This is a genomic window from Lentzea albida (assembly GCF_900111005.1).
GTDB classification, from domain to species: Bacteria; Actinomycetota; Actinomycetes; order Mycobacteriales; family Pseudonocardiaceae; genus Lentzea; species Lentzea albida.
Genome location: NZ_FOFV01000016.1, coordinates 126,897 through 150,368, shown reverse-complemented (window position 1 = coordinate 150,368; position 23,472 = coordinate 126,897). Strand labels below are relative to the sequence as shown.

Here is a 23,472-nt window from a genome sequence, read left to right as displayed (position 1 = left end):
GGTCAGGACGTTTCCCGTTGCCAGCTCAGGTCTTCCGGGTCAACGGAACGTGGTCGTGGTCGTGGCGGCGGGGCTGGTCGACAGCAGCGAGTCCCCTGGCAGCAACAGCAACTTCGCGTCACCCAGCACGAACTCGTTCGGCGTGGGGCACTTCTTGGCGGGGATACCACGCCACGCGATCTTCAGCCGGAGCACGCCCGCGAGGTCCCGGCTGATCTTGACCTCCTTGCCGAACCCGACGCGCTCGTCGACGATCTTCGCGCCGTCGGCGAACATTTCGAGGTGAACCTGCAGGCTCGAGTCCGTGCTGTTGTCGTCGATACCCGCCACGGCTTCCAGCTTGCGAGCTTTCTTCGAGAGGTTGTACTCGACGCTCCAGGTTTCCTGGCAGGCGGAGGTCGAGGACGAAAGCGAATGCAGGTATTCGTTGCCCGCGATGTGCGCCACGGTGTCCTTCTCGGACCAGTAGCTCGTGCTGGCGGGCATCGCGGCGAGATACGTGATAGCGCCCTTTTGCGCCACGCTGACCTTCACCGCGCCGGTGAACGGCTCGCCGGCTTTCGGGTCCTGCCCGACGATGGTGCCCGCGGGAACCGACTCGTCCACGACCGGTTCGGACTGCACGGCGGGGAAGACCTTCTGCGCCTCGGCGAGGGTCTTGCCCATGAAGTCGGGTACCACGGACGGCAATGACGAGGTCGTGGTCGTGGTGGCCGACGTCGTCGCGAGGGCTCGGGTCGTCTCGCCGTCCGGGCCGGGCAGCGCCGCCGGCTCCTCGTCCTGGCGGAACACGAGAAATCCACCGGTGACGACGACCACGACCGCTGCCACCGCGAGCGCGACGGTGCGACGGCGACGCTTGGCCATGGGAACTCCTGACGGCGGCGGTGGAACGGGGACGAACTGCGCGGCGGGCTCAGGTGCCGGTGGTCGCGCGAACGGCGCTGAGCGCAGTGCGGGTTCGAGGAGGGTGAGCAGGTCGGCCACGTCGCCCGCGGACGGCCGGGCGGCGGGATCGGGCGAGAGCATCCTGCTCAGGAGGTTCCACAGGTCCGCATCGATGCCCTGAGGCGCCGGAGGACGCGCCGCACGCCGCTCCTGAGGACGTGCACCGCGGAACGGCAGGGCGCCGCAGCTGAGTTCGTACAGCACCGCGCCCAGAGCGAAGACGTCCCCCGCCGGGGTGGGCGGCGCGGCGGGTTCGAACTCCGGGGGCAGGTAGCCGGTCCGCCTGCCGAAGTCGGCTGCGGCGGCACGCCAGGTGGTGCCGAAGTCGGTCAGCTTCGGGGTGGAGTCGGCGGCGAACAGGACGTTCTCCGGCCGCACGTTGCCGTGCCCCATCGCCAGTTGCTCGTGCAGCGCGGCGAGCCCGCGTGCCACCCCCGCACCGATCTCGGCGACCTGTGACGGCAGCAACACCTCGTGGTTCGCCAGTTGCTGCCGCAGGTCACCGGCGGCGAGATGCTCCATGACGACCGTGACGCGCTTGCCCTCGTACAGGAGGTCGAGTGTGCGGGCGACGTTCGGATGTGGAGACATGGACCTGATGCGGTCGTGGTCGTCCATGAACCCCATGCGGATGTGGGTGTCCTGCGCGAGCTGCCGGTCCAGCTCCCGGAACGCCACTTCCGCGCCGGTGTCGGTGTCGATTCCCCGGTAGACGGTTCCCACCGCTCCGCGACCTATTTCATCATCGATCCGGTAATGAGTACCCAACGCTCGCGCCATATCCGCGGCCTCCGTTTTCCTGCACGGCCGACAGACTCGGCCCAACCAGGACATCACAGGCGGCGAAAGATGTCACAAGTGGACAATCAACAGGAGAAAAAACGGACACGGGAATGGACAACATCGCGCACGGATGACGTTCTTCGGCTCTGTTGGCCAACAATCGGAAGGAAACGGGAAACAGGTACCGCGCCTCACCTGTGGTACGGCACACTCGATGAGAAGGGGAGGTGCGCCATCAGCAAGGTCTTCATCAACTTTCGGGTCGGCGACGGTCAGGACAGCGCCGTCCTGCTCGAACAGCGGCTCGTCACCGAGCTCGGCCGTGACGAGGTGTTCAGGTCCAGCACCGGGATCACCGCCGGAACGGCCTTCGAGCCCCGGCTGGTCGAAGCGGCCTCGGCGTGCGAGGTGATGCTGGTCGTGATCGGTCCGCGGTGGCTCACCATCACCAAGGGATCCGTGGCGAGCATCGCGGCGCCCGCGGACTGGGTGCGACTGGAGATCGAGCTTGCGCTCGCCGGTGACGCCAAGGTCATCCCGATCCTCGTGGGCGACATCAAGATGCCGGCCGAGGACGACCTCCCCGAGACGATCCGAGAACTCGCGGGTCGTCAGTACATCCGGCTGCACCACCGCAGCGCCAAGTACTCCCTCGACCAGATCGCGGATTCCGTCCGCGCGCTGGTGACGTCCGACAACAGCGTGCTGCCACCACCACCAGCCCAGGTCACGATGCTGACCAGCCTCGGCGCCGCGAGCCGCACCGCCGACATCTCGTTGTCCGAGGCGAACGTCAACGGCAGGTACTACAGCGAGAGCATCGTGTACCGCTGCAGCGACTTCGCCAACGCGGTCCGCGGCCGCATCGCGTTCAACCTGGGCAGGAGGTTCCGGTCCTTCAGGACGACCGCCGGCGTGCTCGACGACGCGCTGGAAGGTCATCAGACCGGCGTGTTCCAGGTGATCGGCGACGGGGTCATGCTCGCCGAACGGACCGCCTCCCACGGCGCGCCCTGTGTGATCGACGTCGACGTGTCGACCGTGCTCCGGCTCGAACTGATCGCCCACCGCCCCGGCACGACCCGGCACCCGATGCTCGCCGGAGTGCTGGCGATCAGCGGGAAGTCGAACAACCTGCCCGAACTCGCCTGGGCCAACCCGACCCTGTACGCGTGAGGAGTTTCCGATGTCCGCGTTCGGCGTGGAACTGCGGCGCCTCCGCCACGAGAGAGGTCTGTCCCTGACCGACCTCTGCCAGCACACGCACTACTCGAAGGGCCAGCTGAGCAAGGTCGAGAACGGCAAGAAGCAGCCGTCCGAGTACCTGGCCCGCATGTGCGACTCGCTGCTGGAAGCGAACGGTGCCTTGCTCGCTCTCGTGCACTCCGCGTTGAAGGCCCCTGCCACCATCGACCCGCCGGAGGAGAAGGACGACGTCTGGATCGTCGGCCTCGGACCCGGTGGAGGAAGCGTCTTCCACCCGATGAACAGAAGAGACGTGTTGACCTTCAGCGCGGCCACGATCGCGGGAATGGCCGTCGGCGCGCCGACGAGGCCCGCGGCCGGTGTCGGCGACTCCATCTCCTACTTCGCCACGACGTTCGACGCCACCCGCAGACTCGGCCAGACCAGCACGCCTGCGATGGTGTTGCCGATCGTCGTGGCGCACGCGCACGGCCTGCGCGGTCTCGTCCCGCACGCCACGAAGGCGGAACGGACGCGGATCGCGGTGCTGACGGCACGGCACGCCGAGTACGCGGGATGGATGGCCCAGGAGGCAGGCGACCTGAACGCCGCCCGTTGGTGGACCGCGAAGTCGGTCGCGATCGCGGCTGAGGTGGGCGAGCACGACCTCAACGCCTACTCGCTGGTCCGGCAAGCGCTGATCACGATGTACCAGGGTGACGCGGCGTCCACGATCGAGCTCGCCCGGCGGGCTCAGATGATGGACGGAACACCGCACCGCGTGCTCGGACTCGCCGCACAACGCGAAGCTCAGGGCCACGCACTCGCCGCCGACTACGACAGCTGCATGCGCGCGCTGGACCGTGCTCGCGAACACCTCGGAAAAGCCGCCGAGCGGCCCGTCGACGGGCCTGTGCTGGGCACGAGCACCATCGCCGACCCGGTCGGGGTCGTCACCGGCTGGTGCCTCTACGACCTGGGACGTCCCGGCGAGGCGGCCGACGTGCTCGATCGCGAGGTCGCGCTCATCCCGTCCACCGCGACACGCGCGTGGGCGAGGTTCGGCACGCGCCAGGCACTGGCCCACGCCGGTGCCGGTGACCTCGAGCGAACCTGCGATCTGGCGGCACGACTGCTCGAGGTGACGCCGATGATCGCCTCCGACACCATCCGGTCGGAACTGTGCACCTTGTCAGCGGTCCTGCGCAGGTGGCCCGACAAACCCGAGGTGCGCGAACTGAACAACGCGTTCGTCCAGGTGCTGCGCCGGAGGGACGGCTGAAGTACCTCGTGAGGAGGTCAGGCGCACGCGTACTCGGTGAAGCGGCCGCACGCCTTGAACCCGAGACGCCGGTAGACCCTCTCGCCGTCCTCAGAGGCCTGCAGGACGGCAATGCGGTACCCCTCGGCACGTGCGGTGTGCAACGCGGCCGCCGTGATCGCACCGCCGTAGCCACGCCGACGGGCATCCGTGAGGGTCGCGATGTTGTAGATCCCGGCGACCCCTGCGTGGAGGAACACCTCCGCCGTGCACACCGCACGGCCGTCCACGTACCCGACGAGGTAGCGCGCCGAGCTGGTCAACGCGTGCGGGGCGGCATCGGCGTAGAAGCGGCGAACGGTGGCTGCGGGCGGGTCCCAGTTCGCGGCGAGGACCTCGGCGTAGTCGGCGAGCTGCTCCGGCGTCCGCACCGGCTGGACGTGGAGACCGGACACCTCGGGCAGCGGCCCGCCGAGGTCGAGCCACATGCCGGTCTCCGTCTCCGACGGGCTGAGCCCGGCGGCGATGAGCCGCTCCCCCAGGCCGTCGGAGTCAGGACCGGCCCACCACGAGAACGGGCGGCCGGTGGCGCGGATCGTGCGCACCGCCCCGGCCACGTCGGCGGTGGGGCGGGCCGCCGCGACGATGTTGAACGTGTTGTCGGGCAGCCCGCTGTCCGCGATGAGCAGGTCATCCGTCTCGGTGACGGTCGCGCCGGGCAGGTGGCGGTGGAGGTGGCACGCGTGCTCGGCGAGGTTGCGTTCCATCCGGGCAGTCAGGTCGATCACGCCGCCATCCGATCACGCCGGTCAGCACTGCGCGACGGGCTGCCCCGCGACGAGCGGTCCGTCCGCACGCGCGTCGAGCAGCAACGGCACCAACGCCCGCGCCTCCTGCTTCAACGGCACGATCCGGTCACCGCCGCGCAGGTACTGGGAAGCCACCCCGTGCAACGCCAGTTCGTCCTGCACGCCCACGTACTGCGCGCCGGTCAGCACGTACCCGCACGGCGCAGGCACGACGTCGGCGGGATCCGGCGCCTGGTTGTCCGCGCCGCCGAAGTAGACCGGCCCGGTCCGCACGGCACGAGAAGCCGCGTTGGCGGCCTCGACGGCCGAGCGGTTCGCGCGCACGAACGACTGGGTGCCGTCCAGCGCCAGCAGGTGCGAGTCGACGCGGAAGCGGGGCGTGTTGTCGACGTTGGTCTCCACCAGCAGGCCCATGCCGTGCTTCAGGCCACCGGTGTTGCGCAGGATGCGTTCCTGGCCGTCGCCCGCGATCTGCCCGACCGGCTCGCCGGTCTCCGGGTCGATCAAGATGCCGTAGACGCCGGACGTGCGGCCCGCCGCCTCCACCGACGGCCTCACGAACGAGCGCGACAGCGTCTCGGACAGGTCGTGCACCCCGGGAGCCACGTTGAGGTTGCGCGGCCACAGCCACAGCACGTCCTTCACGTAGAACGGCTCGGAGGGACCGAACTCGTGCAGGTCGTGGATGACGTCGGGCTGCCAGTCGCGGATCACGGCGGCCATCGCGCGGGCCTCGGCGGTGCGCAGCAGCAGGTGGTCGCGGTTGATGTCGATGCCCGCGGAGTTGCCGCGGGTGTCGGCGGCGCGTCCGTCCGGGTTGGCGTTCGGGACGAAGAGGTAGGTCACGTCGGACGAGCGCGGCAGGGAGCGCATGCGGATCAGGCACGCCTCGCGGCCCGCGGGTTCGTCGCCGTGCTGGGAGCAGATGAAGAGAACCACCGTGCGCGCGTTGCGGGAGCCCACGCGCACGAGCTGGATGGGACGGCCTTGGGCGGTCGTCCCGATCTGGGAAACAGGCAGGCCGGTGGCCCGCAGGTAGGCCTGTTCCCCGGACTCGGTGGTCCACTGGCCGGTGAGCTCGAACCCGGTGCGCGGCTCGGGAGCAGCGTGCGCGGGAACGGCTACCAGCGACGAGACAGCGGTCAGCAGAGCGATCAACAGTCCCCTCATAGAGGAGACTTTGCCGCCTGTGTCAACCGGCGGGCGGTGCGGTTCCAGTCGATGAAGCCGTGGACCACCAGGCCCGCGAAGATCACGTAGACGAACGCGCTGAAGTACAGGCCCGACTGGATCTGCAGCGGCACGCCGACGGCGTCGACCACCAGCCACACCAGCCAGAACTCCACCAGGCCGAGGCCCTGCAGCGCGAAGGCGAGGACCGTGCCGACGAAGATCGCGGCGTCCGGCCACGGCGCCCACGAGGCGTCCAGCGCGTCGAGGACCAGCGCGAACGCGACCGTGCCGGCGACGAAGACGCCGGCGACCGCGAGTCGTTCGCGCCAGGAGCCCTTGCGCACCACCACGCCGAAGACCGGGTCACGGCGCCGCACCCACGCGTACCAGCCGTAGACGGCGATCGCGCCGACGGCCACCTGCCGCGTCGCGAGTCCGCCCAGGTGCGCCGACATGTAGACGGTGAACAGCAGGGCGACCGACACCAGCTGAACGGGCCAGGTCAAGAGTGAACGGCGCTGCGCGAGGAACACCACCGCGAGCGCGAGCACCTGCCCGACCAGCTCCGTGTACGCGATCTTCTGCCCGAAGATCGTCAATCCCAGCTCGTACCACACGGTTGTTCCCCCGCGGTTCAGTCGCAGTACACCGGTGTTTCCTACGGTCCCACCATGTCATCTTCCTTAGCACTCGCGCTCGTGCCTTTGTTCCTCACCACTCCCACAACGCCCGTCATCACACCCACCGTGATCACGCAGACGTTCGAGGAGCCCGCCGACGCGGACGACCCGGCCATCTGGGTGAACCCGCGCGACACCGAACGCAGTGTGGTCCTGGGCACGCTCAAGGAAGGCGGCCTGGCGGCGTTCGACCTGAACGGCCGCACGATCGGCGTGTACCCGGCACCCGCGCCGCCGACCCCGGACGCCAAGCCCGGCCGCTTCAACAACGTCGACGTCCTCGGCGACCTCGCGTTCGTGAGCGACCGCGGACGCGACCGCATCCGGGTGTTCCAAGTGGACGAACGCGGTGCGCGCGACGTCACCAACCCGGCGACCAGGCCGGTGTTCAGCAAGACCGAGGCAGAGGTCGACGACCAGCACACCGTGTACGGCCTCGCCGCCGGCAGGGTCGGCGGCAGAGACGTCGTCGTCACCAGCCGCCGCAACGAGACCAGCATCGCGCTCCTCCAGGTGCAGAAGGGCAGGACCTACGACACGAAGAAGGTGTCCACTCTGGACCTCCCGAGCACCTTCACCCTGCCAGACGGCGAGCAGTGGACCGTCTGCGGAGAGCCCGGCGAGGGCCCGCAGGTCGAGGGCATGGTGATCGACGAGAAGACGAACACCCTGTACGCCGCGCAGGAGGACGTCGGCATCTGGCGCATCCCGTTGCGCGCCAACGGGTTTGGCAAGCCGCAGCTCGTCGAGAAGGTTCGCACCTGGGGCGCCCCGCAGAAGTACGACCCCGAGACCGAGGAGTGCGTGCCCAACGGTCCCGACCCCGGGTTCGGCGGCCAGTGGCTCGAAGCCGACGCCGAGGGCCTCACGATCGCGGACGACGTGCTGCTCGCCTCCAGCCAGGGCGACTCCCGGTTCGTGGCCTACCGCAAGGCCGACATGAAGCCGCTCAGGGACTTCAAGGTCAAGGACGTCGAGCACTCCGACGGCGCCGACATCGTGCTCGGCAAGCTCAACCTCCTCGTCGTGCACGACGGCGAACGCCCCGACGGCACCGGGTTCGCGTTCATCAGGTTCTAGTCTGTCCCGATGGGGACACTCGGCCTGCACGCCCTCAACCGGGCGCTGATCGAACGCCAGATGTTGCGCGAGCGCGCCGGTAAGAGCGCGCTCGCCACCATCGAGCACCTCCTCGGCATCCAGGCGCAGGAACCGAAGTCGCCCTACGTCGGCCTCTGGACCCGCCTCGAGGACTTCCGGCCGCAGGAGCTCGAAGACCTGCTGACCACCCGCGAAGCGGTGCGGATCCTGCTGATGCGCGGCACGATCCACCTGGTCAGCGCGCGGGACGCGCTCGCGTTGCGCCCCCACATGCAGCTCCGGCTCGACCGCGAACTGCAGAGCGGCCCGTTCGCCAAGCGCTTGCGAGGCCTCGACCTCGACGCCGTCGCCGAAGCCGGCCGCACGATCCTCGAGACCACACCGCAGGGCACCGCGGACGCGGGCAAGCAGCTCAAGGAGCTCTGGCCCGACCGCGAGCACACCGTCCTCGGCAACGCCCTGCGCAACAAGCTCGCCCTCGTCCAGGTCCCGCCGCGCGGCCTGTGGCACCGGAGCGGCAGGGCGGTCTGCACGACCGTCGAGACCTGGCTCGACGCACCGCAGCAGGCCATGGACCGGCGGGAACTCGTCCTGCGCTATCTGACCGCGTTCGGCCCCGCCACGGTCATGGACGCCCAGCAGTGGTCCGGCCTCACCAGGCTCGGCGAGGTGTTCGACGAGCTCAGGCCCGAGCTCGTGACGTTCCGCACCGAGGCCGGCAAGGAGCTGTTCGACCTCCCGGACGCCCCGCGGCCTGACGCGGACACCGACGTCCCGGTCCGGCTCCTGCCCGAGTTCGACAACGTCCTGCTCGCCCACGCCGACCGCCGCCGCGTCATCGCGGACGACCGGCTCGGCGTGGTCGTCGGCGGCAAGCCGACGGTCCTGGTGGACGGCTTCGTCGTCGCCACCTGGGCGGTCACCAAGGAACGCACCGTCGAGGTCGAGTACATCGACGACCTGCCGCCGAGCAGGCGGAAGGCGGTCGCCGAGGAGTGCGACCGCCTTCAGGACTGGATCAGGACGTGAAGTCCCGCAACGGCTTCCACCACGCCGGGTGGTCGCGGTACCAGGCGACCGTGTCCGCGAGGCCCTGCTCGAACGACACCAGCGGCTCGTAGCCGAGCTCCTCGCGGATCTTCGTGTCGTCGAGCGCGTACCGCAGGTCGTGCCCGAGCCGGTCGGCCACCCGCTTGACCAGGGCCGGCCCCGCACTGCACAGGTCCAGCAGCGCCTCGGTGATCTGCAGGTTGGTGCGCTCGTTGCCGCCGCCGACGTTGTAGACCTCGCCGGACCGCCCCGAGGTCAGCACCAGCTGGATCGCCCGGCAGTGGTCGGAGACGTGCAGCCACTCCCGCACGTTCGACCCGTCCCCGTACAGCGGCACCTGCAGGCCGTTGAACAGGTTCGTGATGAACAACGGGATGAGCTTCTCCGGGTGCTGGTACGGCCCGTAGTTGTTGGAGCAGCGCGTGATCGACACGTCGAGCCCGTGCGTGCGCCAGTACGAGCGGGCGACCAGGTCGCTCGACGCCTTCGAGGCTGCGTACGGGGAGTTCGGCAGCAGCGGCCAGGTCTCCGTCCACGCGCCCTCGTCGATCGACCCGTACACCTCGTCGGTCGACACGTGCACGACCCGCGAGACCCCGGTGCGGCGACAGGCCTCCAGCACCGTCTGCGTGCCGAGGACGTTGGTGAGCACGAAGTCCGCGGCGGCCGTCAGCGAACGGTCCACATGCGACTCGGCGGCGAAGTGCACCACGGCGTCGTGGCCGGGCAGCAGCTCCAGCAACAGCTCCAGGTCGCAGATGTCGCCCTCCACGAACGTCATCCGCGGGTGCGACTCGGGCAGGTTCGCGCGGTTTCCCGCGTACGTCAGCTTGTCCAGCACGGTGACGTGCGCGTCCTCGTAGCCCGCGTACCCGCCGTCGAGCAGAGTGCGGGCGTAGTGCGAGCCGATGAACCCGGCAGCGCCGGTGACCAGCAGCTTCACGCCGCCACCTCCACATGTGCGTCGTCACCGACGACCAGCCGGTGTTGTTTCGCCGAGCCGACCCGGGCCTTGCGCCCGATCAACGAGGTCTCGATGCCGGACACGTCGTGCACGTGGGCACCGGACAGCACGATCGAGTCGGACACCCCGGACTCGGTGATCCGGCAGTCCGCCCCGATCGCCGTGTACGGGCCGATGATCGACTCCTCGACGAGCGTGCCGGCGCCGATGATCGCGGGCCCGACGATGCACGACCGGACGACGCGGGCGCCCTCCTCGACCACGACGTCCCCGATGAGGGTGCTCTCCTCGTCGACGATGCCCTGGACGTCGGTGCGCAGCCGTTGCAGCACCTCGCGGTTGCACTCCAGCACGTCCTCAACCTTCCCGGTGTCCTTCCAGAACCCCGAGTAGATCCGCGCCCGCACGTCGCGGTCGTTCGTCACCAGCCACTGCAACGCGTCGGTGATCTCGAGCTCACCGCGCCACGACGGCTCGATCGCGTCCACGGCCTCGTGGATGCGCGGGGTGAAGAAGTACACGCCGATCATGGCGAGGTCGCTGCGCGGCTCCTGCGGCTTCTCGACCAGCCGCGTCACGCGCGAGTTCTCGTCCACCTCGGCGACGCCGAACGCCCGCGGGTCCGGCACCTTGTAGACGACGACCTGAGCGGACGTCCGGTTCGCCGCGAACTCGTCGGCGATCTCGGAGATCCCCTCGACGAGCATGTTGTCGCCCAGGTACATCACGAAGTCGTCGTCGCCGAGGAACGGCCGCGCGATCTTCACGCAGTGCGCGAGCCCGAGCGGCGCGTCCTGCGGGATGTACGTGATCGCCACGCCCAGGGCGGATCCGTCGCCCAGCACGTCGGAGATCTCGTGAGCGCGGTCGCCGACGATGATGCCGATCTCGGTGATCCCGATCTCGCGCAGGTTGTCGACCACGTACTCGAGGACGGGCTTGTTGGCGATCGGGATCAGTTGTTTCGGCATCGAGTAGCTGAATGGTCGCAGGCGTGTTCCCGCGCCTCCGGACAGCACCAGGGCTTTCATGGAACGTCTCCTCCACCGTCACGTGGAACCGAGGTTCGCCGCCCCTGGTAGACCGCAACTGGAGAACGACCTAAAACGCGAAGAAGGGCCCGCGCTGCTCCAGCGCGGGCCCTTCCGTCGAGATCAGACCTACCGGTCGGTCATCGGCATGCCCGACGGGGGCGTCGGCGCGTCGCCCATGCGGGCACCGACGTTCTGGGGCACCTCCTGCGACGCGCGCGGCATCGGGGACTGGGCCTGCGCCTCGTCCTGCACGCGGGTCAGCCAGCCCTCCCAGCGCTGCTGCATCGGGCGGACCAGGCCGCCGCCGACACCGATGACGATCACGCCGGCCACGGTGGCGAGCACCGCGATGAGGACCGGCATGGTCACCGAGATGGCGATGCCCAGCTGGTTGAGCGCCGCGATGATGCCGAGCGCCATCACGAAGCCGTAGGTGATGTTGCCCATGAGCTTCGTGTACGAGCGCTGCCCGAGCGCGCCGGTCACGAGGCCCTTGAGGGCGGTGCCGATCGCGGACGCGACGATCACGAGCACCAGCGCGACGACGATGCGCGGCAGGTACGCGATGACCTCGTTGAGCAGCGTGCTGACCGGGTTCGAGGCGCCGAAGACGCCGAACGCCAGCTGCAGCGCGATGAGCAGCACGAAGTAGTACACGATCTTGGAGATCAGACCGGAGGCGTCCATCGACGACTGCCGCATCGCGCCGTTGAGGCCCGACCTGTCGACCAGCTTTTCGAAGCCGACGCGCTTGAGCAGGAACTGGACGCCCTTGGCCAGTGCCTTGGCGATAAACCAGCCGATGAGCAGCACGACGAGGAAGCCGAGCAGCTTCGGCACGAACGTGGCGATCATCGCCCACGCCTGGCCCAGGCCCTCGGTGATTTGCGAGCCCACGGGCCCCTCCTAGAACAAAAGTTGCGGTGAGTGAAGATCCGACCGTCTGATCGTTTCGCGGATCACACCGCCGTTCAACTTCGACACTGCTACACGAAAGGGTGGCTGACGTGGATTTTTGTCTCAATACAGTCCAGAGTGGAAGGACCGGTGGGGACCGGGGAGAGGGAAGGGCCCGCCACGCTCCGTGGCGGGCCCTTCCACATTCCTCCCGCCGGTCGCTAGGGCCGCGCGGAGAACCCGCGGCCGTCCAGGTAGGCCTGGATGCCCTCCGGTGACAACGTCAGCGCCGAGCCGCCCTGCCCGTCCTTCGGCACGTCCGGCCTCGGGTCGCCGGCGCACTCGGAACTGCTGCCCGGCAGCGCCCCGTCGACGAGGTACCGGTTGACCTTCTCGTCCACGCACTTGTTGCCGCCGTTGTAGAGGCCGTGCTTGCCCTCGTCGGTGACGGTGATCAGGTTGTGCCCGAGCCGCCGCGCCATCGCCGGGCCGCCCGCGTACTGGGTCTGCGTGTCGCCCTCGGACTGCACGACGACGCCGATCGGGTAGCCCTCGCGCGCGAGCTTGACCGGTGCCTCCGGCGGCGTGAACGCGCGGAACGTGCACGTCATGGGCGCGGCCCGCACGATCCCGAAGCCGTAGGGGTAGCGCTCGCGGAACATCCGCATGTCCTCGTAGTAGACGTGCAGTTCCGTCGGCCAGTCCGACTCGCAGGTGACCGTGTCGAACACCCCGGAGCGCAGTTCCTGCAACCCGGTCTTCGTGAGCACCTGCCCGGCCTTGGCGCCCTCGGCGTTCGCGGGCTGCTCCCCGGACCGCAGCTTGGTCACGATCGACGCCAGGTCCGACCACAGTGGACGGTAACGGGCGCCGACGCCCACCGCGCCGTCGAAGGAGGACTGGTCGTACTCGCCGACCGGCGTGGCGCGCAGCTTCACCGCGACCTTCTCGACCTCGGCGAGCACCTCGTCCCGCGACTTGCCGAGCCCGAACTTCTCGGCGCGCTCCCCCACCCACGCCGCCCACGCCTCGACGTCCTGCCGGTAGGCGATGGCCTGCTGGCGGAACTGCTCGTGCCAGATCCACTCCGGGTGCACCGCGGAGTCGAGCACGCTGCGGTCGAGCCGGCCGGGGAACATCGTCCCGTACACGGCGCCGAGGTACGTGCCGTAGGAGTAGCCCAGGTAGTTGATCTTCGCCTCGCCGAGGACGGCCCGGACGACGTCCATGTCCCGCGCGGTGTTGGCGGTGCTGATGAACTGCCGGATCCCGCCGCCCGAGATCTGGCAGGCCTCCTCGGCCTCGCGGGCCTCGGCCGCCCACTTGCCGAACTCGCCGTCCGCGGGCCGGGACTCGGGCGCGGCGATCGCGGGCGCGCTGCGGCAGTTCAGCGCCGTCGAGCCGCCGACACCGCGCGGGTCGATGCCGATCAGGTCGTAGACCTGCGCGAGCTCGGACTTCATCAGGAACAGCGGCAGCCCGAGCCCCGAACCGCCAGGTCCACCCGGATTGGTGAACAGCACGCCGCGCCTGCGGTCGGCGGCCGCGGCCTTCCTGCGGCTGACCGTCAGGTTGATCCTGTCCCCGCCCGGTTTCGCGTAGTCGAGCGGCGCGACGAGCGTGGTGCACTCCAGTTCGGCGAGTTTTCCGCTGCACGGCGCCCACTTGACCGGTTGTGCGTGGAACTCGGTGAGGGGGTCGGGAGGATCGGCCGAGGCGATCGCAGTCGTCGTCAGCAGGGTCACCACGCTCAGGGCGAGTACCGGGAACCTGTGCAAGATCGAACCTCCGCGCCGGACCGAAAGATCTCTGCTGCCCGAAGGTATGGGGGTTCACACGGGTCCATGGGTTCTGTCACCCGTACCGGTGATGGGGCTCGACTGGCCCTAAGCTGCGGGTATGACCAGCAGCAAGGCGAAGGAGGAGCACCCGCCGACGCTCTCCGCCCGCACCATGCGCAAGATCGAACGCGCGTCGGGTTCGCTCGCGACCGCCAGCGTGTCCGAGATGGAGCGGCGGCTGCCGTGGTTCGCCCGGATGCCCGCGGACCAGCGGGCGAGCGTCCTGCTGCTGATCCAGAACGGCGTCGCTGGGTTCTGCGAGTGGCTGCACGACCGGCAGCAGGCGATCCGGCTGACGGCGGACGCGTTCCGCAGCGCCCCCAAGGACATCTCCCGCTGGGTCAGCCTGCGCCAGACCGTCGAGCTGGTCAGGATCGCGCTGGAGCTGTTCGAGGGGCAGCTGCCGGAGATGGCGGCCGACGACGCCGAGCGCGCGCTGCTGATGGAGGGCGTGCTGCGGTACGGGCGGGAGATCGCGTTCTCCGCCGCCACCTCCTACGCGGCGGCCGCCGAGGCGCGCGGCGCGTGGGACGCCCGGCTGGAGGCGCTGGTCGTCGACGGCATCGTGCGTGGCGACCCCGAGGAGTCGCTGCTCTCCCGCGCGGCGGCGCTGGGCTGGGACCCGGCGCTGGAGGCGACGGTGCTGGTCGGCAACCCCGGCGGCGAGGACCCGCCCGCGATCATCTACTCGGTGCGCAGCAAGGCGGCCCGCGCCGGGCGGCCGGTGCTGCTGTCCGTGCAGGGCTCGCGGCTGGTCGTCGTGCTCGGCGGGCCGACGGAGACCGGGGAGGACGTGCTGGGGCGCATCGCCGAGGGCTTCGGCGAGGGGCCGGTCGTGGCCGGCCCGACGGTGGCCAGCCTGTCCGAGGCCCACCGCAGCGCCAGTGACGCGCTGAGCGGCCTGCGCGCCGTGGTCGGCTGGCCCGCCGCGCCCCGGCCCGTCCGATCGCTCGACCTGCTGCCGGAACGGGCGCTGGCGGGCGACCCGGAGGCCGAGTGGCAGCTGGTGGACCGGGTCGCCCGGCCGCTGGAGGACGCGGGCGGCGCGCTGCTGGAGACCGTGGACGCGTTCCTGGAGGTCGGGGGCGTGCTGGAGACGTGCGCGAAAAGACTGTTCGTGCACCCGAACACGGTCAGATATCGCCTTCGGCGCGTTCAGGAAATGACGGGAAGAAATGCACATGACGCTCGAGACGCGCTTGTGCTTCGCGTCGCATTGTCTGTAGGACGCCTAGCGCGCTCCCGGGGCCTGTGGTAGCGAACGGCCTGTGACGGACTTCGCACACAGCCGTTGGGGTGAGGGCCGAACGACCTCGGATAGCGCTGAGCTGGGGTTACGTCGCGGAGCGTTCACCTGGGAGTCACTTTTGTAGGGTCTCTACAAATACGATCGCCGTACTTCGTTCTTCACGACATGGGGTACCGGTGGGTTCACCGGCTTTAGTAATCGACGTGATCGCACTCCTCGCGCCCGGACAAGGGTCCCAGACGCCCGGCATGCTCACCCCCTGGCTCGAACTGGAGGGGGCGGAGAAGCAGGTCCGGACGTGGTCGGAGATCACGGGCCTGGACCTGGTGCGCCTCGGCACCACCGCGGAGGCCGACGAGATCGTCGACACCGCGATCACCCAGCCGCTGGTCGTGGCTCTCGCCGTGCTCGCGTTCGGTGAGCTGCGCAAGCGCGTGGAACTGCCCTCCGCCGTGATCGTCGGTGGCCACTCGGTCGGCGAGCTCGCCGCGGCCGCCGTCGCGGGCGTCATCAGCGCCGACGACGCCGTCGCCCTGGCCGCCGTGCGCGGTGCCGCGATGGCGCAGGCGTGCGCCCTGGAGCCGACCGGCATGGCCGCGGTGCTCGGCGGCGACGAGCTGGAGGTGCTCGCGCGCCTCGAGGAGCTCGGTCTCGTGCCCGCGAACCGCAACGGCGCCGGCCAGATCGTCGCGGCCGGTCCGCACTCCGCGCTCGACGCGCTCGTCGAGAACCCGCCCGGCCCGGCGAAGATCCGCAAGCTGGCCGTCGCGGGCGCGTTCCACACCAAGTACATGGCGCCCGCGGAAGACGCCGTGCGCGCGCGTGCCGCCGAAGTGACCACGCAGGACCCGTCGCTGCCGCTGGTGTCCAACAAGGACGGTCAGCTCGTCACCGAGGGCGCCGAGGTGCTCTCGCGCCTGGTCACCCAGGTCACGAGCCCCGTCCGCTGGGACCTCTGCCAGGCCACCTTCGTCGAGAAGGGTGTCGCGGGCTCGCTCGAACTGCCGCCCGCCGGCGTGCTGACGGGTCTCGCCAAGCGTGCGATGAAGGGCACCGCGACCCTCGCCCTCAAGACCCCCGACCAGCTGGAGAAGGTCTCGGAGCTCATCGAGACCGTTGGAGCCGATAAGTGACGACCTTCCAGGCCCCGCAGGCAGCCGCGGGTAGCCGCATCATCGGGCTCGGCAGCTACCAGCCCGAGACCGTCGTGAGCAACCACGACCTCGCCGCGCGCATGGACACCTCGGACGAGTGGATCCGCGAGCGCGTCGGCATCGTGAACCGGCGCGTGGCCGCGAAGGACGAGGGTGTCGTCGACATGTCCGTCCTCGCGGGCACGAAGGCGATCGAGGACGCGGGCCTCACCCCGGAGGACATCGGCGGCGTGATCGTGGCGACGTGCACCATGCCGTCGACCATCCCGAACGCCGCCGCGCAGGTCGCCACCCGCCTCGGCATCAAGGCCGCGGCCGCGTTCGACCTGAACGCCGCGTGCGCGGGCTTCTGCTACGCCGTCGCGACGGCCGCGGACATCGTCCGCGCCGGCACCGTGAAGAACATCCTCGTCATCGGTGCCGAGAAGCTCACCGACTGGACCCACCAGGACGACCGCTCGACCGCGATCATCTTCGCGGACGGCGCGGGTGCCGTCGTGGTCGGCGCCGGTGAGACGAACGAGATCGGCCCCGTCGCGTGGGGCTCGGACGGCAGCATGTCCGAGGTCATCCGCATCGACGACCGCGACTCGTTCATCCACCAGGAGGGCCAGACGGTCTTCCGGTGGGCCACGACCCAGATCGCCCCGGTGGCGCTGCGCGCCGCCGAGCTCGCGGGTGTCGAACTGTCCGACGTGGACGTGTTCGCCCCGCACCAGGCCAACCTCAGGATCATCGAGGCCATCGCCAAGCGCCTGCACAAGAATGGTGCGCGCGAGGACCTGAAGATCGCTCGAGACATCGTCGAATCCGGCAACACCTCCTCGGCCTCGATCCCCATGGCACTGGACCACATGAGGTCGGCGGGCGAGATCTCCTCGGGAGATGTCGTGCTGATGGTCGGTTTCGGCGCGGGCCTGTCCTACGCGGGACAGGTGGTCCGGTGCCCATGAGTTCTTCCACCGTTTCAATCGAAAGGGAACTTCAGTGAGCGACAACGTCCTGTCCGGTCTTGCCGAGATCGTCGAAGAGGTCGCCGGCGTTGCCGCCGACGACGTCACCGCTGAGAAGTCCTTCGTGGACGACCTCGACATCGACTCGCTGTCGATGGTCGAGATCGCCGTCCAGGCTGAGGACAAGTTCGGCGTGAAGATCCCGGACGACGAGCTGGCCAACCTCAAGACCGTTGGTGACGCGGTGAACTACATCACCAGCAACAAGTGACTTCGGGCATCGAGGTCGTCATCACCGGGCTGGGTGCCACCACCCCGCTCGGTGGTGATATCACGTCCACCTGGGACGCGCTGCTGGCCGGCAAGAGCGGGGTCCGCCCCATGACCCACGACTGGGTCGAGAAGTACGACCTGCCGGTCAAGATCGCGTCGCAGCTCGTGGTGGACCCGACCGAGGTGCTCCCCCGAGTCGAGGCACGCCGCCTGGACCGCTCCGAGCAGGTCGCCATCGTGGCGTCCCGCCAGGCGTGGTCCGACGCGGGCCACGACGACGACACCGTCGACCGCCAGCGCCTCGCCGTCATCATCGGCACCGGCATCGGCGGCGCGATCACCCTCCTGACCCAGGACGACCTCCTGGAGCAGCAGGGCCTGCGCAAGGTGTCGCCGCTGACCGTCCCGATGCTGATGCCGAACGGCCCGGCCGCCCACGTCGGCCTGGAGCTCAAGGCACAGGCGGGCGTGCACGCCCCGGTCTCCGCCTGCGCGTCGGGCGCCGAGGCCATCGCCTGGGCCTACCGCATGATCAAGTCCGGCGAAGCCGACGTGGTCGTGGCGGGCGGCGCCGAAGCGTGCATCACGGCCATCCCGGTGGCGGGCTTCTCGCAGGCCCGCACCATGAGCACCCGCAACGACGAGCCGGAGAAGGCCTCACGCCCGTTCGACACGGGCCGCGACGGCTTCGTCCTCGGCGAGGGCGCGGGCGTCATGGTCCTGGAACGCCGCGAGTTCGCCGAGGCCCGTGGCGCGAAGATCTACGGCAAGCTCGCCGGCATCGGCACCTCCGCCGACGGCTACCACATCACCGCCCCGGACCCCGAGGGCGTGGGCCAGTCCCGTGCCATCGCGGCCTCCCTGCGCTCGGGCGGCATCGACCCGGCCGACGTGGGCCACGTGAACTGCCACGCGACCTCCACCCCGGTGGGCGACGTCGCGGAGACCGTGGCGATCCGCAAGGCGATCGGCGACCACCCGGTCCTGACCGCGCCGAAGGGCGCACTGGGCCACCTGCTGGGCGCAGCAGGAGCGGTAGAGGCCATCGTCACCGTCCTCTCGATCCGCGACGGCATCGTTCCCCAGACGCTCAACCTGGAGAACCTCGACCCGGCCGTCACGCTGGACGTGGTGGCGGGCGAACCCCGCAAGATCAAGCTGGAGGCCGCCGTGAACGACTCGTTCGGCTTCGGCGGCCACAACGTGGCGCTGGCCTTCACCCCGGCTTAGCCACACGCTCCACCGCACGCCCCGGTCTGCTCCGCAGACCGGGGCGTTGTGCTGTGCGGGGAAAGGCGGCCAGGGAGAGGTGGAGGCGGGAAGGCTCGGCCCGGGGACGCCCGGCGGGGAGCCATGGCGCGGCTGGCAGGACGCGGGCCGGGAGGCGGCAGGCGGGCCAAGCGGCACGCGGACTGGGAGACGGCGGTCGGCCAAGCTGCACGCGGCTGACGGGACGCGGGGCCCAGAGACGGCAGGCGGGACGCGGGCCAGGCGACGGCGGGCGGGCCGAACGGAACGCGCAGGCGGGACGCGGCAGGCGACGGCGGGCGGGCCGAGCGAGACGCGGAAGGCGGCAGACGGGCGGCGGGAGGCGGGCGCGGGACGCGCAAGACGGGGGCGGGGTGGTGGGCGGGACGCAGCAGACGGGAGAGGCGAGGCGCGGCACGCGAGTCGTGGGATCGGTGCGATGCCGGAGGCGAGCCGAACGATTGCCGCGATGCCGCAGGCGAGCCGTCCTGAGCAAAGAGGTACCGGCGGTGGGGTCCCATCACGAGTCGCGCCATAGCTCTTGCTGCACCTGAGGAGGGGTGTCAAACCGCCACGCTTTTCGGCGGTTTGACACCCCTCCTCAGGTGTGGCCCGCTCTTGGTGCGACTTGGGATGGGACCCCACCGCCACCGCAACCAAACTACGAAACAGGCAGCCGCCCTACGCAACAGGCGTGCCATCAGCCTGCCCGCGGCGCTACCCCCTGATCAGATTGCCGGGGTCTGGGGCAGAGCCCCAGGGGAAGCACGCAAGGCGACCAGGCCGCAAGCAGAACAACCACCCGCACAAGCCGCGAACCCGCGACCAGGAGCTCAGCACTTCTCCATCTGGGGGTTCCGGTTCTCCGCCGCCTCGTCCACCTTCAACTCCCCACCCTCCCACACCAGCACATACACCACCCGCCACCGAATGCACCCCTCCGGCAACGCGGGCGGCGCCTTCGCAACGTCCTGAGTGGACACAAAAGACAGCAGCACCCGAAGCCGCCGCCCCACCACGTCCGACTCGATCCGCTGCACCACCATCCCGCCGTCGCGAGTGGTCTCGTACGCCGACATCCAGCTCGCCTCGGGCGTCCCGGACACCCGCCGGGCCGACACCACACCACGCCACGAAGCGAAGTCCCCGGCGTTGATCGCGTCGAAGTACTCCTGCAGCACCCGCTGCACCGAGGTCCGGTCCGGGTGGGTGAAGGAGTCCGGGCTCAGCCGCACCTCCGCGGACCCCGGCAGCGTGCCCACGACCGACGACTCGACCGCCGGTGTGCCCTTGGCCTCGGCCGGGCGGGCGTACACGGTCCGGCCCACCATTCCGGCCGCCACCGCGGCTCCGGTGATCACCACCACGGCCGGCACCAGCCAGCGGCTCGCCACGCTCCCCACGGCCGCCAGCCTAGTCGCACAACACGCCGAGCAGCAGAGGGCCACTCACGAAACGGGTCGCGTTACATCAAAACACAATTTTTCACTCGAACGATTACATCACACCGGAATTTACTCAGTTGCATGTAGTAAGACAATGTTTGGTACATAAAAGTCAATGGGCAATCTCCTCCAACGAATGGGTTCCAACGGGGCACTCAATACCGCCATTCGGCCGCATCAAACACGCAATTGCAGCCAATCAAGGCTTCACCCGGAGAGAGCAGTCGCCACTGCGCGTGCACGACACATCGCTGCATCCGCCTATACGTCGGACACGATCTGGAATAGCGCAGCTCAGAGGCGCCTCAGAAGCAGAACGCCAGAGTTCCGTTTAGCGGAGGCCCGAGCAGAGCCCGTCCACCGGCTGGTCAACAAACATCTCAACCGGGTGAGATGGACCCAAACCTCATCACGAGGCGTCACATACGCATCGGTAACCGACACCCTTTCGGCCACGAACAGGGGACCCATATGACTCTAACGGCGGATTCCCCATAGCCGCGGATTTGTGCGGGAATATGCCGCGTCAAACAAAACGCAAACGAGTCGGAGAGGGGAATTCGGTGGACCTCAGATACGAGGCGTACTGCTTCGCGGACCGGCAGTTCTACGATCTGCAGAGCAGCACCGAAACCACTCCCGCGGACGACTTCTCGCTCGAACTCCCCGCACTTCCGCCCGGCTGGACGACCGTCGAGCGCAACGTGTGGAGGCACCACCACCCGAACGGTGTGGAGCTCCCCCGGCAGGGGTGGAAGATCCACGTCTCCGCCGGTCTCGACAACGCCGGCCGGGTGCTGAAGGCGACCTTCGACCACTGCGTCGAGCGGCGCGTCCCCTTCAAGTACCTGCAGACCGTCTCGATCGTGCTGGCCCGCAACTCGAAGTACGCCCCGCGCGACGGCAGCGGCAAGCTCATCACGATCTACCCGGCGGACGCCGAGCAGCTCGAGACCCTCTGCACCGAGCTCGCGCAGGTCCTCGACGGTGAGCACGGGGCCTACATCCTGAGCGACCTCCGCGTCGGCAGGGGTCCGCTCTACGTGCGCTACGGCGGGTTCGCCGAGCAGTGGCTGGAGATCGACGGCCGGCAGGTGCTCGCGATCGAGGGCCCGGACGGCGAACTGGTGGCGGACACGCGCAAGCCGGTGTTCAGCCTCCCCGAGTGGATCGAGCTGCCCGCCTTCCTCGAGCCGCACCTCGCCGAGCGCAACGCAGGCGACGCGGACAAGTTCCCCTACCAGATAAAGAGTTCGCTGCACTTCTCCAACGGCGGCGGCGTCTACCTCGCGACGCGCAAGAGCGACGGCAAGGAGGTCGTGCTCAAGGAGGCGCGGCCGCACGCCGGGCTCGACCGCGAGGGCCGCGACGCGGTGGCGCGTCTCGAACTCGAGCACGAGATCCTCACGAAGCTGCACGGCATCGACGGCGTTCCCGAGGTGTACGACCGCTTCACCGAGTGGGAGCACCTGTTCGTGGCCATGGAGTTCATGCCGGGGCGTTCGCTCGGGCAGTGGCTCGGCCACAACTACCCGTTGACACACAAGGACACCACGCCCGAACTCCTCGAGAACTACCGCATCAGGGCACAGGAGCTCATCACCAAGGTCGAGCGCCTCGTCGAGAAGGTGCACGAGCGCGGCGTCGTCTTCGGCGACCTGCACACGATGAACATCCTGGTCGACGAGGACGACAACGTCTCGCTCATCGACTTCGAACTCTCCTCGACCATCGAGGACGTGCACCGACCGACGCTCGGCGCACCCGGTTTCCAGGCGCCGAAGGACCGCGAGGGCTTCGACATCGACGCCTACCCGCTGGCCGCGCTCAAGCTGTGGATCTTCCTGCCGCTCAACGCGGTGCTGGAGCTCGCGCCGGCCAAGCTGCGCCAGCACGTCCATGTCATCGCGGACCGGTTCGGCCTGGGCGACGACTACCAGCGGCAGATCCTCGACGTGCTCACCCCGCGCGTCGACCCGCCGGCCGATCCCGCGTTCACCGCGTTCGACGACGAGAACCCGGACTGGTCGGTGGTGCGCAAGGAGATCGCCGCGGCGATCCTGCACAGCGCGACACCGCACCGCAGGGACAGGCTGTTCCCCGGCGACATCGAGCAGTTCGAGACCGGCGGCCTCGGCTTCGGCCACGGTGCCGCGGGTGTGCTGCACGCGCTCGCGGAGAGCGGCGAGGGCCGCTACCCCGAGCACGAGGAGTGGCTGGTCGAGGCGGTCCGCAACGACCCGCCCCAGCAGCCCGGCTTCTTCACCGGCGCCCACGGCATCGCGCACGTGCTGGAGAACTTCGGCCACCACGACCTCGCGACCGAGATCGTCGAGCGCTACGCCCCGCTCGTCCGCACCACGCGGGACCACGGGCTCGGCGCCGGCCTGTCCGGCATCGGCCTCAACCTGCTGCACTTCGCGAACGAGCGCGGCGACCAGAACTTCACCGACCAGGCCGAAGAGCTGGCCGAACGGCTCGCGAAGCAGCTCTCCGAAGCCCCGCCGCCCGGCGACACGGCGAGGGCGGGCCTGCTGCACGGCTGGTCCGGTCCCGCCCTGTTCTTCCTGCGCCTGTTCGAGCACACCGGACACGAGCGCTGGCTCGACCTGTCCGAACAGGCGCTCGAACGCGACCTGGCCGAGACGATGGTCGCACTGGACGGTTCACTGCAGGTCCGCGACGGGACGTTCCGAAGCCTGCCCTACGTCGGCATCGGCGGCGCGGGAATCGCGCTGGTGCTCACGGAGTTCGCGAAGGCGGCACCGGAACGTCCCTGCGCGGCAAGGCTTCCCGAGCTGCTCGACGGCTGCACCGGCGAGTTCGTCATCCAGCCCGCGTTCACGCTCGGCAGGGCCGGGCTGATGGCCACCCTCGCCCACGCGACGAGGCACCGGCCCGACGAGCGCCTGGAACGCTCCGTCCAGCGGCACCTCAAGGCACTCGGCTGGCACGCCGTGCGCTACGGCGGCGGGCTCGCGTTCCCCGGGGTGCAGCTGCGCCGGCTCTCCATGGACCTCAACACCGGCGGTGCGGGCGTGCTGCTCGCCATCGCCTCCACAGTGGACGGACGTCCACCACTCCCCTTCCTCGGAAGGGCCCAGACCCCGGCCCGCTCGGGCCGGTAGCAAGAAGATCGATTCCTCGAATTAGGAGACAGTCATGGGCTTCATCCTCGACCTGCAGGACATCGAGACCCCCGAGGCGCCGAGCAACGTGCTCGCGGGCGGCGGCCACGGTGGCGGCGGCGGCTCCACGACCGCGTCCAACGCGTCGCTGCTGCTCCCCTGCTCGCACAGCACCGTCAGCCTGCTGGCCTGCTGACCTGCGCTTCAACTGCAACACCGCGGTGAGTGAGCGGCATAGGCGAAGTATGCCGCTCACCCTCCGACTGCAGGGCCCGGCAGCCGGCCAGCTGTCGGGC

The 23,472-nt window shown here is 69.4% G+C and carries 20 protein-coding genes; 11 read left to right on the top strand and 9 right to left on the bottom strand.

What is annotated here, in order from left to right:
- Positions 1–39 precede the first annotated feature (39 nt).
- Positions 40–1,728, bottom strand: coding sequence for a protein kinase domain-containing protein (locus tag BMY74_RS32980; protein ID WP_281245015.1), 1,689 nt, complete (start codon positions 1,726–1,728; stop codon positions 40–42).
- Between BMY74_RS32980 and BMY74_RS32975 the strand changes: the two genes are divergently transcribed.
- Positions 1,705–2,907, top strand: a complete 1,203-nt coding sequence (locus tag BMY74_RS32975; protein WP_089922416.1) for a TIR domain-containing protein — start codon at positions 1,705–1,707, stop codon at positions 2,905–2,907. The two genes, BMY74_RS32980 and BMY74_RS32975, sit on opposite strands and share 24 nt — an antisense overlap.
- Positions 2,908–2,917: 10 nt before the next feature.
- A complete protein-coding gene (locus BMY74_RS32970) occupies positions 2,918–4,198 on the top strand; it encodes a helix-turn-helix domain-containing protein (protein WP_089922415.1) in 1,281 nt (426 codons plus the stop codon).
- Positions 4,199–4,215: 17 nt separating this feature from the next.
- Here BMY74_RS32970 and BMY74_RS32965 read toward each other — a convergent pair whose 3' ends face one another.
- Genes BMY74_RS32965 through pnuC form a run of 3 tightly spaced genes read right to left on the bottom strand, consistent with a single transcriptional unit; the run spans position 4,216 to position 6,776 of the window.
- On the bottom strand, positions 4,216–4,965 hold the full coding sequence (locus BMY74_RS32965; protein ID WP_245786488.1) for a GNAT family N-acetyltransferase: 750 nt from the start codon (positions 4,963–4,965) through the stop codon (positions 4,216–4,218).
- 21 nt (positions 4,966–4,986) lie between these two features.
- A complete protein-coding gene (locus BMY74_RS32960) occupies positions 4,987–6,156 on the bottom strand; it encodes a M14 family metallopeptidase (RefSeq protein WP_089922414.1) in 1,170 nt (389 codons plus the stop codon).
- On the bottom strand, positions 6,153–6,776 hold the full coding sequence (gene pnuC / locus BMY74_RS32955) for a nicotinamide riboside transporter PnuC (protein WP_089922413.1): 624 nt from the start codon (positions 6,774–6,776) through the stop codon (positions 6,153–6,155). Before pnuC ends, BMY74_RS32960 begins: the two co-directional genes overlap by 4 nt.
- Before the next feature lie 54 nt (positions 6,777–6,830).
- Between pnuC and BMY74_RS32950 the strand changes: the two genes are divergently transcribed.
- A complete protein-coding gene (locus BMY74_RS32950) occupies positions 6,831–7,919 on the top strand; it encodes a phytase (RefSeq protein WP_089922412.1) in 1,089 nt (362 codons plus the stop codon).
- 9 nt (positions 7,920–7,928) lie between these two features.
- The gene (locus BMY74_RS32945; protein ID WP_089922411.1) at positions 7,929–8,969 is read left to right on the top strand and encodes a winged helix DNA-binding domain-containing protein; all 1,041 of its coding nucleotides are present in this window, start codon (positions 7,929–7,931) and stop codon (positions 8,967–8,969) included.
- Here the strand turns inward: BMY74_RS32945 and rfbB are convergent.
- The 4 genes from rfbB to BMY74_RS32925 all read right to left on the bottom strand — a co-directional run bounded on the left by rfbB (position 8,959) and on the right by BMY74_RS32925 (position 13,663).
- Positions 8,959–9,933, bottom strand: a complete 975-nt coding sequence (rfbB, locus tag BMY74_RS32940; RefSeq protein ID WP_089922410.1) for a dTDP-glucose 4,6-dehydratase — start codon at positions 9,931–9,933, stop codon at positions 8,959–8,961. The genes BMY74_RS32945 and rfbB overlap by 11 nt on opposite strands.
- Positions 9,930–10,985 carry a glucose-1-phosphate thymidylyltransferase gene (locus BMY74_RS32935; protein ID WP_089922409.1) on the bottom strand — a complete coding sequence of 352 codons (1,056 nt, stop codon included), beginning with the start codon at positions 10,983–10,985 and terminating at the stop codon, positions 9,930–9,932. The genes rfbB and BMY74_RS32935 overlap by 4 nt, the downstream gene beginning before the upstream one ends.
- 129 nt (positions 10,986–11,114) lie before the next feature.
- The gene (locus BMY74_RS32930) at positions 11,115–11,885 is read right to left on the bottom strand and encodes a mechanosensitive ion channel family protein (RefSeq protein ID WP_089922408.1); all 771 of its coding nucleotides are present in this window, start codon (positions 11,883–11,885) and stop codon (positions 11,115–11,117) included.
- 221 nt (positions 11,886–12,106) lie between these two features.
- Complete coding sequence (locus BMY74_RS32925; RefSeq protein ID WP_245786487.1) at positions 12,107–13,663, bottom strand: alpha/beta hydrolase; 1,557 nt, start codon at positions 13,661–13,663, stop codon at positions 12,107–12,109.
- A 121-nt stretch (positions 13,664–13,784) separates the two neighbouring features.
- On the opposite strand from BMY74_RS32925, the gene BMY74_RS32920 reads away from it, so the two are divergent.
- The 5 genes from BMY74_RS32920 (at position 13,785) to fabF (ending at position 18,585) form a co-directional block, all read left to right on the top strand.
- On the top strand, positions 13,785–14,984 hold the full coding sequence (locus tag BMY74_RS32920; RefSeq protein WP_089922406.1) for a PucR family transcriptional regulator: 1,200 nt from the start codon (positions 13,785–13,787) through the stop codon (positions 14,982–14,984).
- Positions 14,985–15,178: 194 nt separating this feature from the next.
- On the top strand, positions 15,179–16,108 hold the full coding sequence (locus tag BMY74_RS32915) for an ACP S-malonyltransferase (protein WP_177230034.1): 930 nt from the start codon (positions 15,179–15,181) through the stop codon (positions 16,106–16,108).
- Complete coding sequence (locus BMY74_RS32910; RefSeq protein WP_089922405.1) at positions 16,105–17,082, top strand: beta-ketoacyl-ACP synthase III; 978 nt, start codon at positions 16,105–16,107, stop codon at positions 17,080–17,082. The genes BMY74_RS32915 and BMY74_RS32910 overlap by 4 nt, the downstream gene beginning before the upstream one ends.
- 34 nt (positions 17,083–17,116) lie before the next feature.
- Positions 17,117–17,353, top strand: coding sequence for an acyl carrier protein (locus BMY74_RS32905; protein WP_030465146.1), 237 nt, complete (start codon positions 17,117–17,119; stop codon positions 17,351–17,353).
- Positions 17,350–18,585, top strand: a complete 1,236-nt coding sequence (gene fabF, locus BMY74_RS32900; protein ID WP_089922404.1) for a beta-ketoacyl-ACP synthase II — start codon at positions 17,350–17,352, stop codon at positions 18,583–18,585. Before BMY74_RS32905 ends, fabF begins: the two co-directional genes overlap by 4 nt.
- Before the next feature lie 851 nt (positions 18,586–19,436).
- Here fabF and BMY74_RS32895 read toward each other — a convergent pair.
- Complete coding sequence (locus tag BMY74_RS32895; RefSeq protein ID WP_143091788.1) at positions 19,437–20,006, bottom strand: hypothetical protein; 570 nt, start codon at positions 20,004–20,006, stop codon at positions 19,437–19,439.
- 605 nt (positions 20,007–20,611) lie between these two features.
- On the opposite strand from BMY74_RS32895, the gene lanKC reads away from it, so the two are divergent.
- Both lanKC and BMY74_RS32885 read left to right on the top strand, forming a co-directional pair.
- A complete protein-coding gene (gene lanKC / locus BMY74_RS32890) occupies positions 20,612–23,176 on the top strand; it encodes a class III lanthionine synthetase LanKC (RefSeq protein ID WP_089922402.1) in 2,565 nt (854 codons plus the stop codon).
- Positions 23,177–23,210: 34 nt separating this feature from the next.
- Positions 23,211–23,372, top strand: a complete 162-nt coding sequence (locus BMY74_RS32885; protein WP_089922401.1) for a SapB/AmfS family lanthipeptide — start codon at positions 23,211–23,213, stop codon at positions 23,370–23,372.
- Positions 23,373–23,472: the final 100 nt, after the last annotated feature.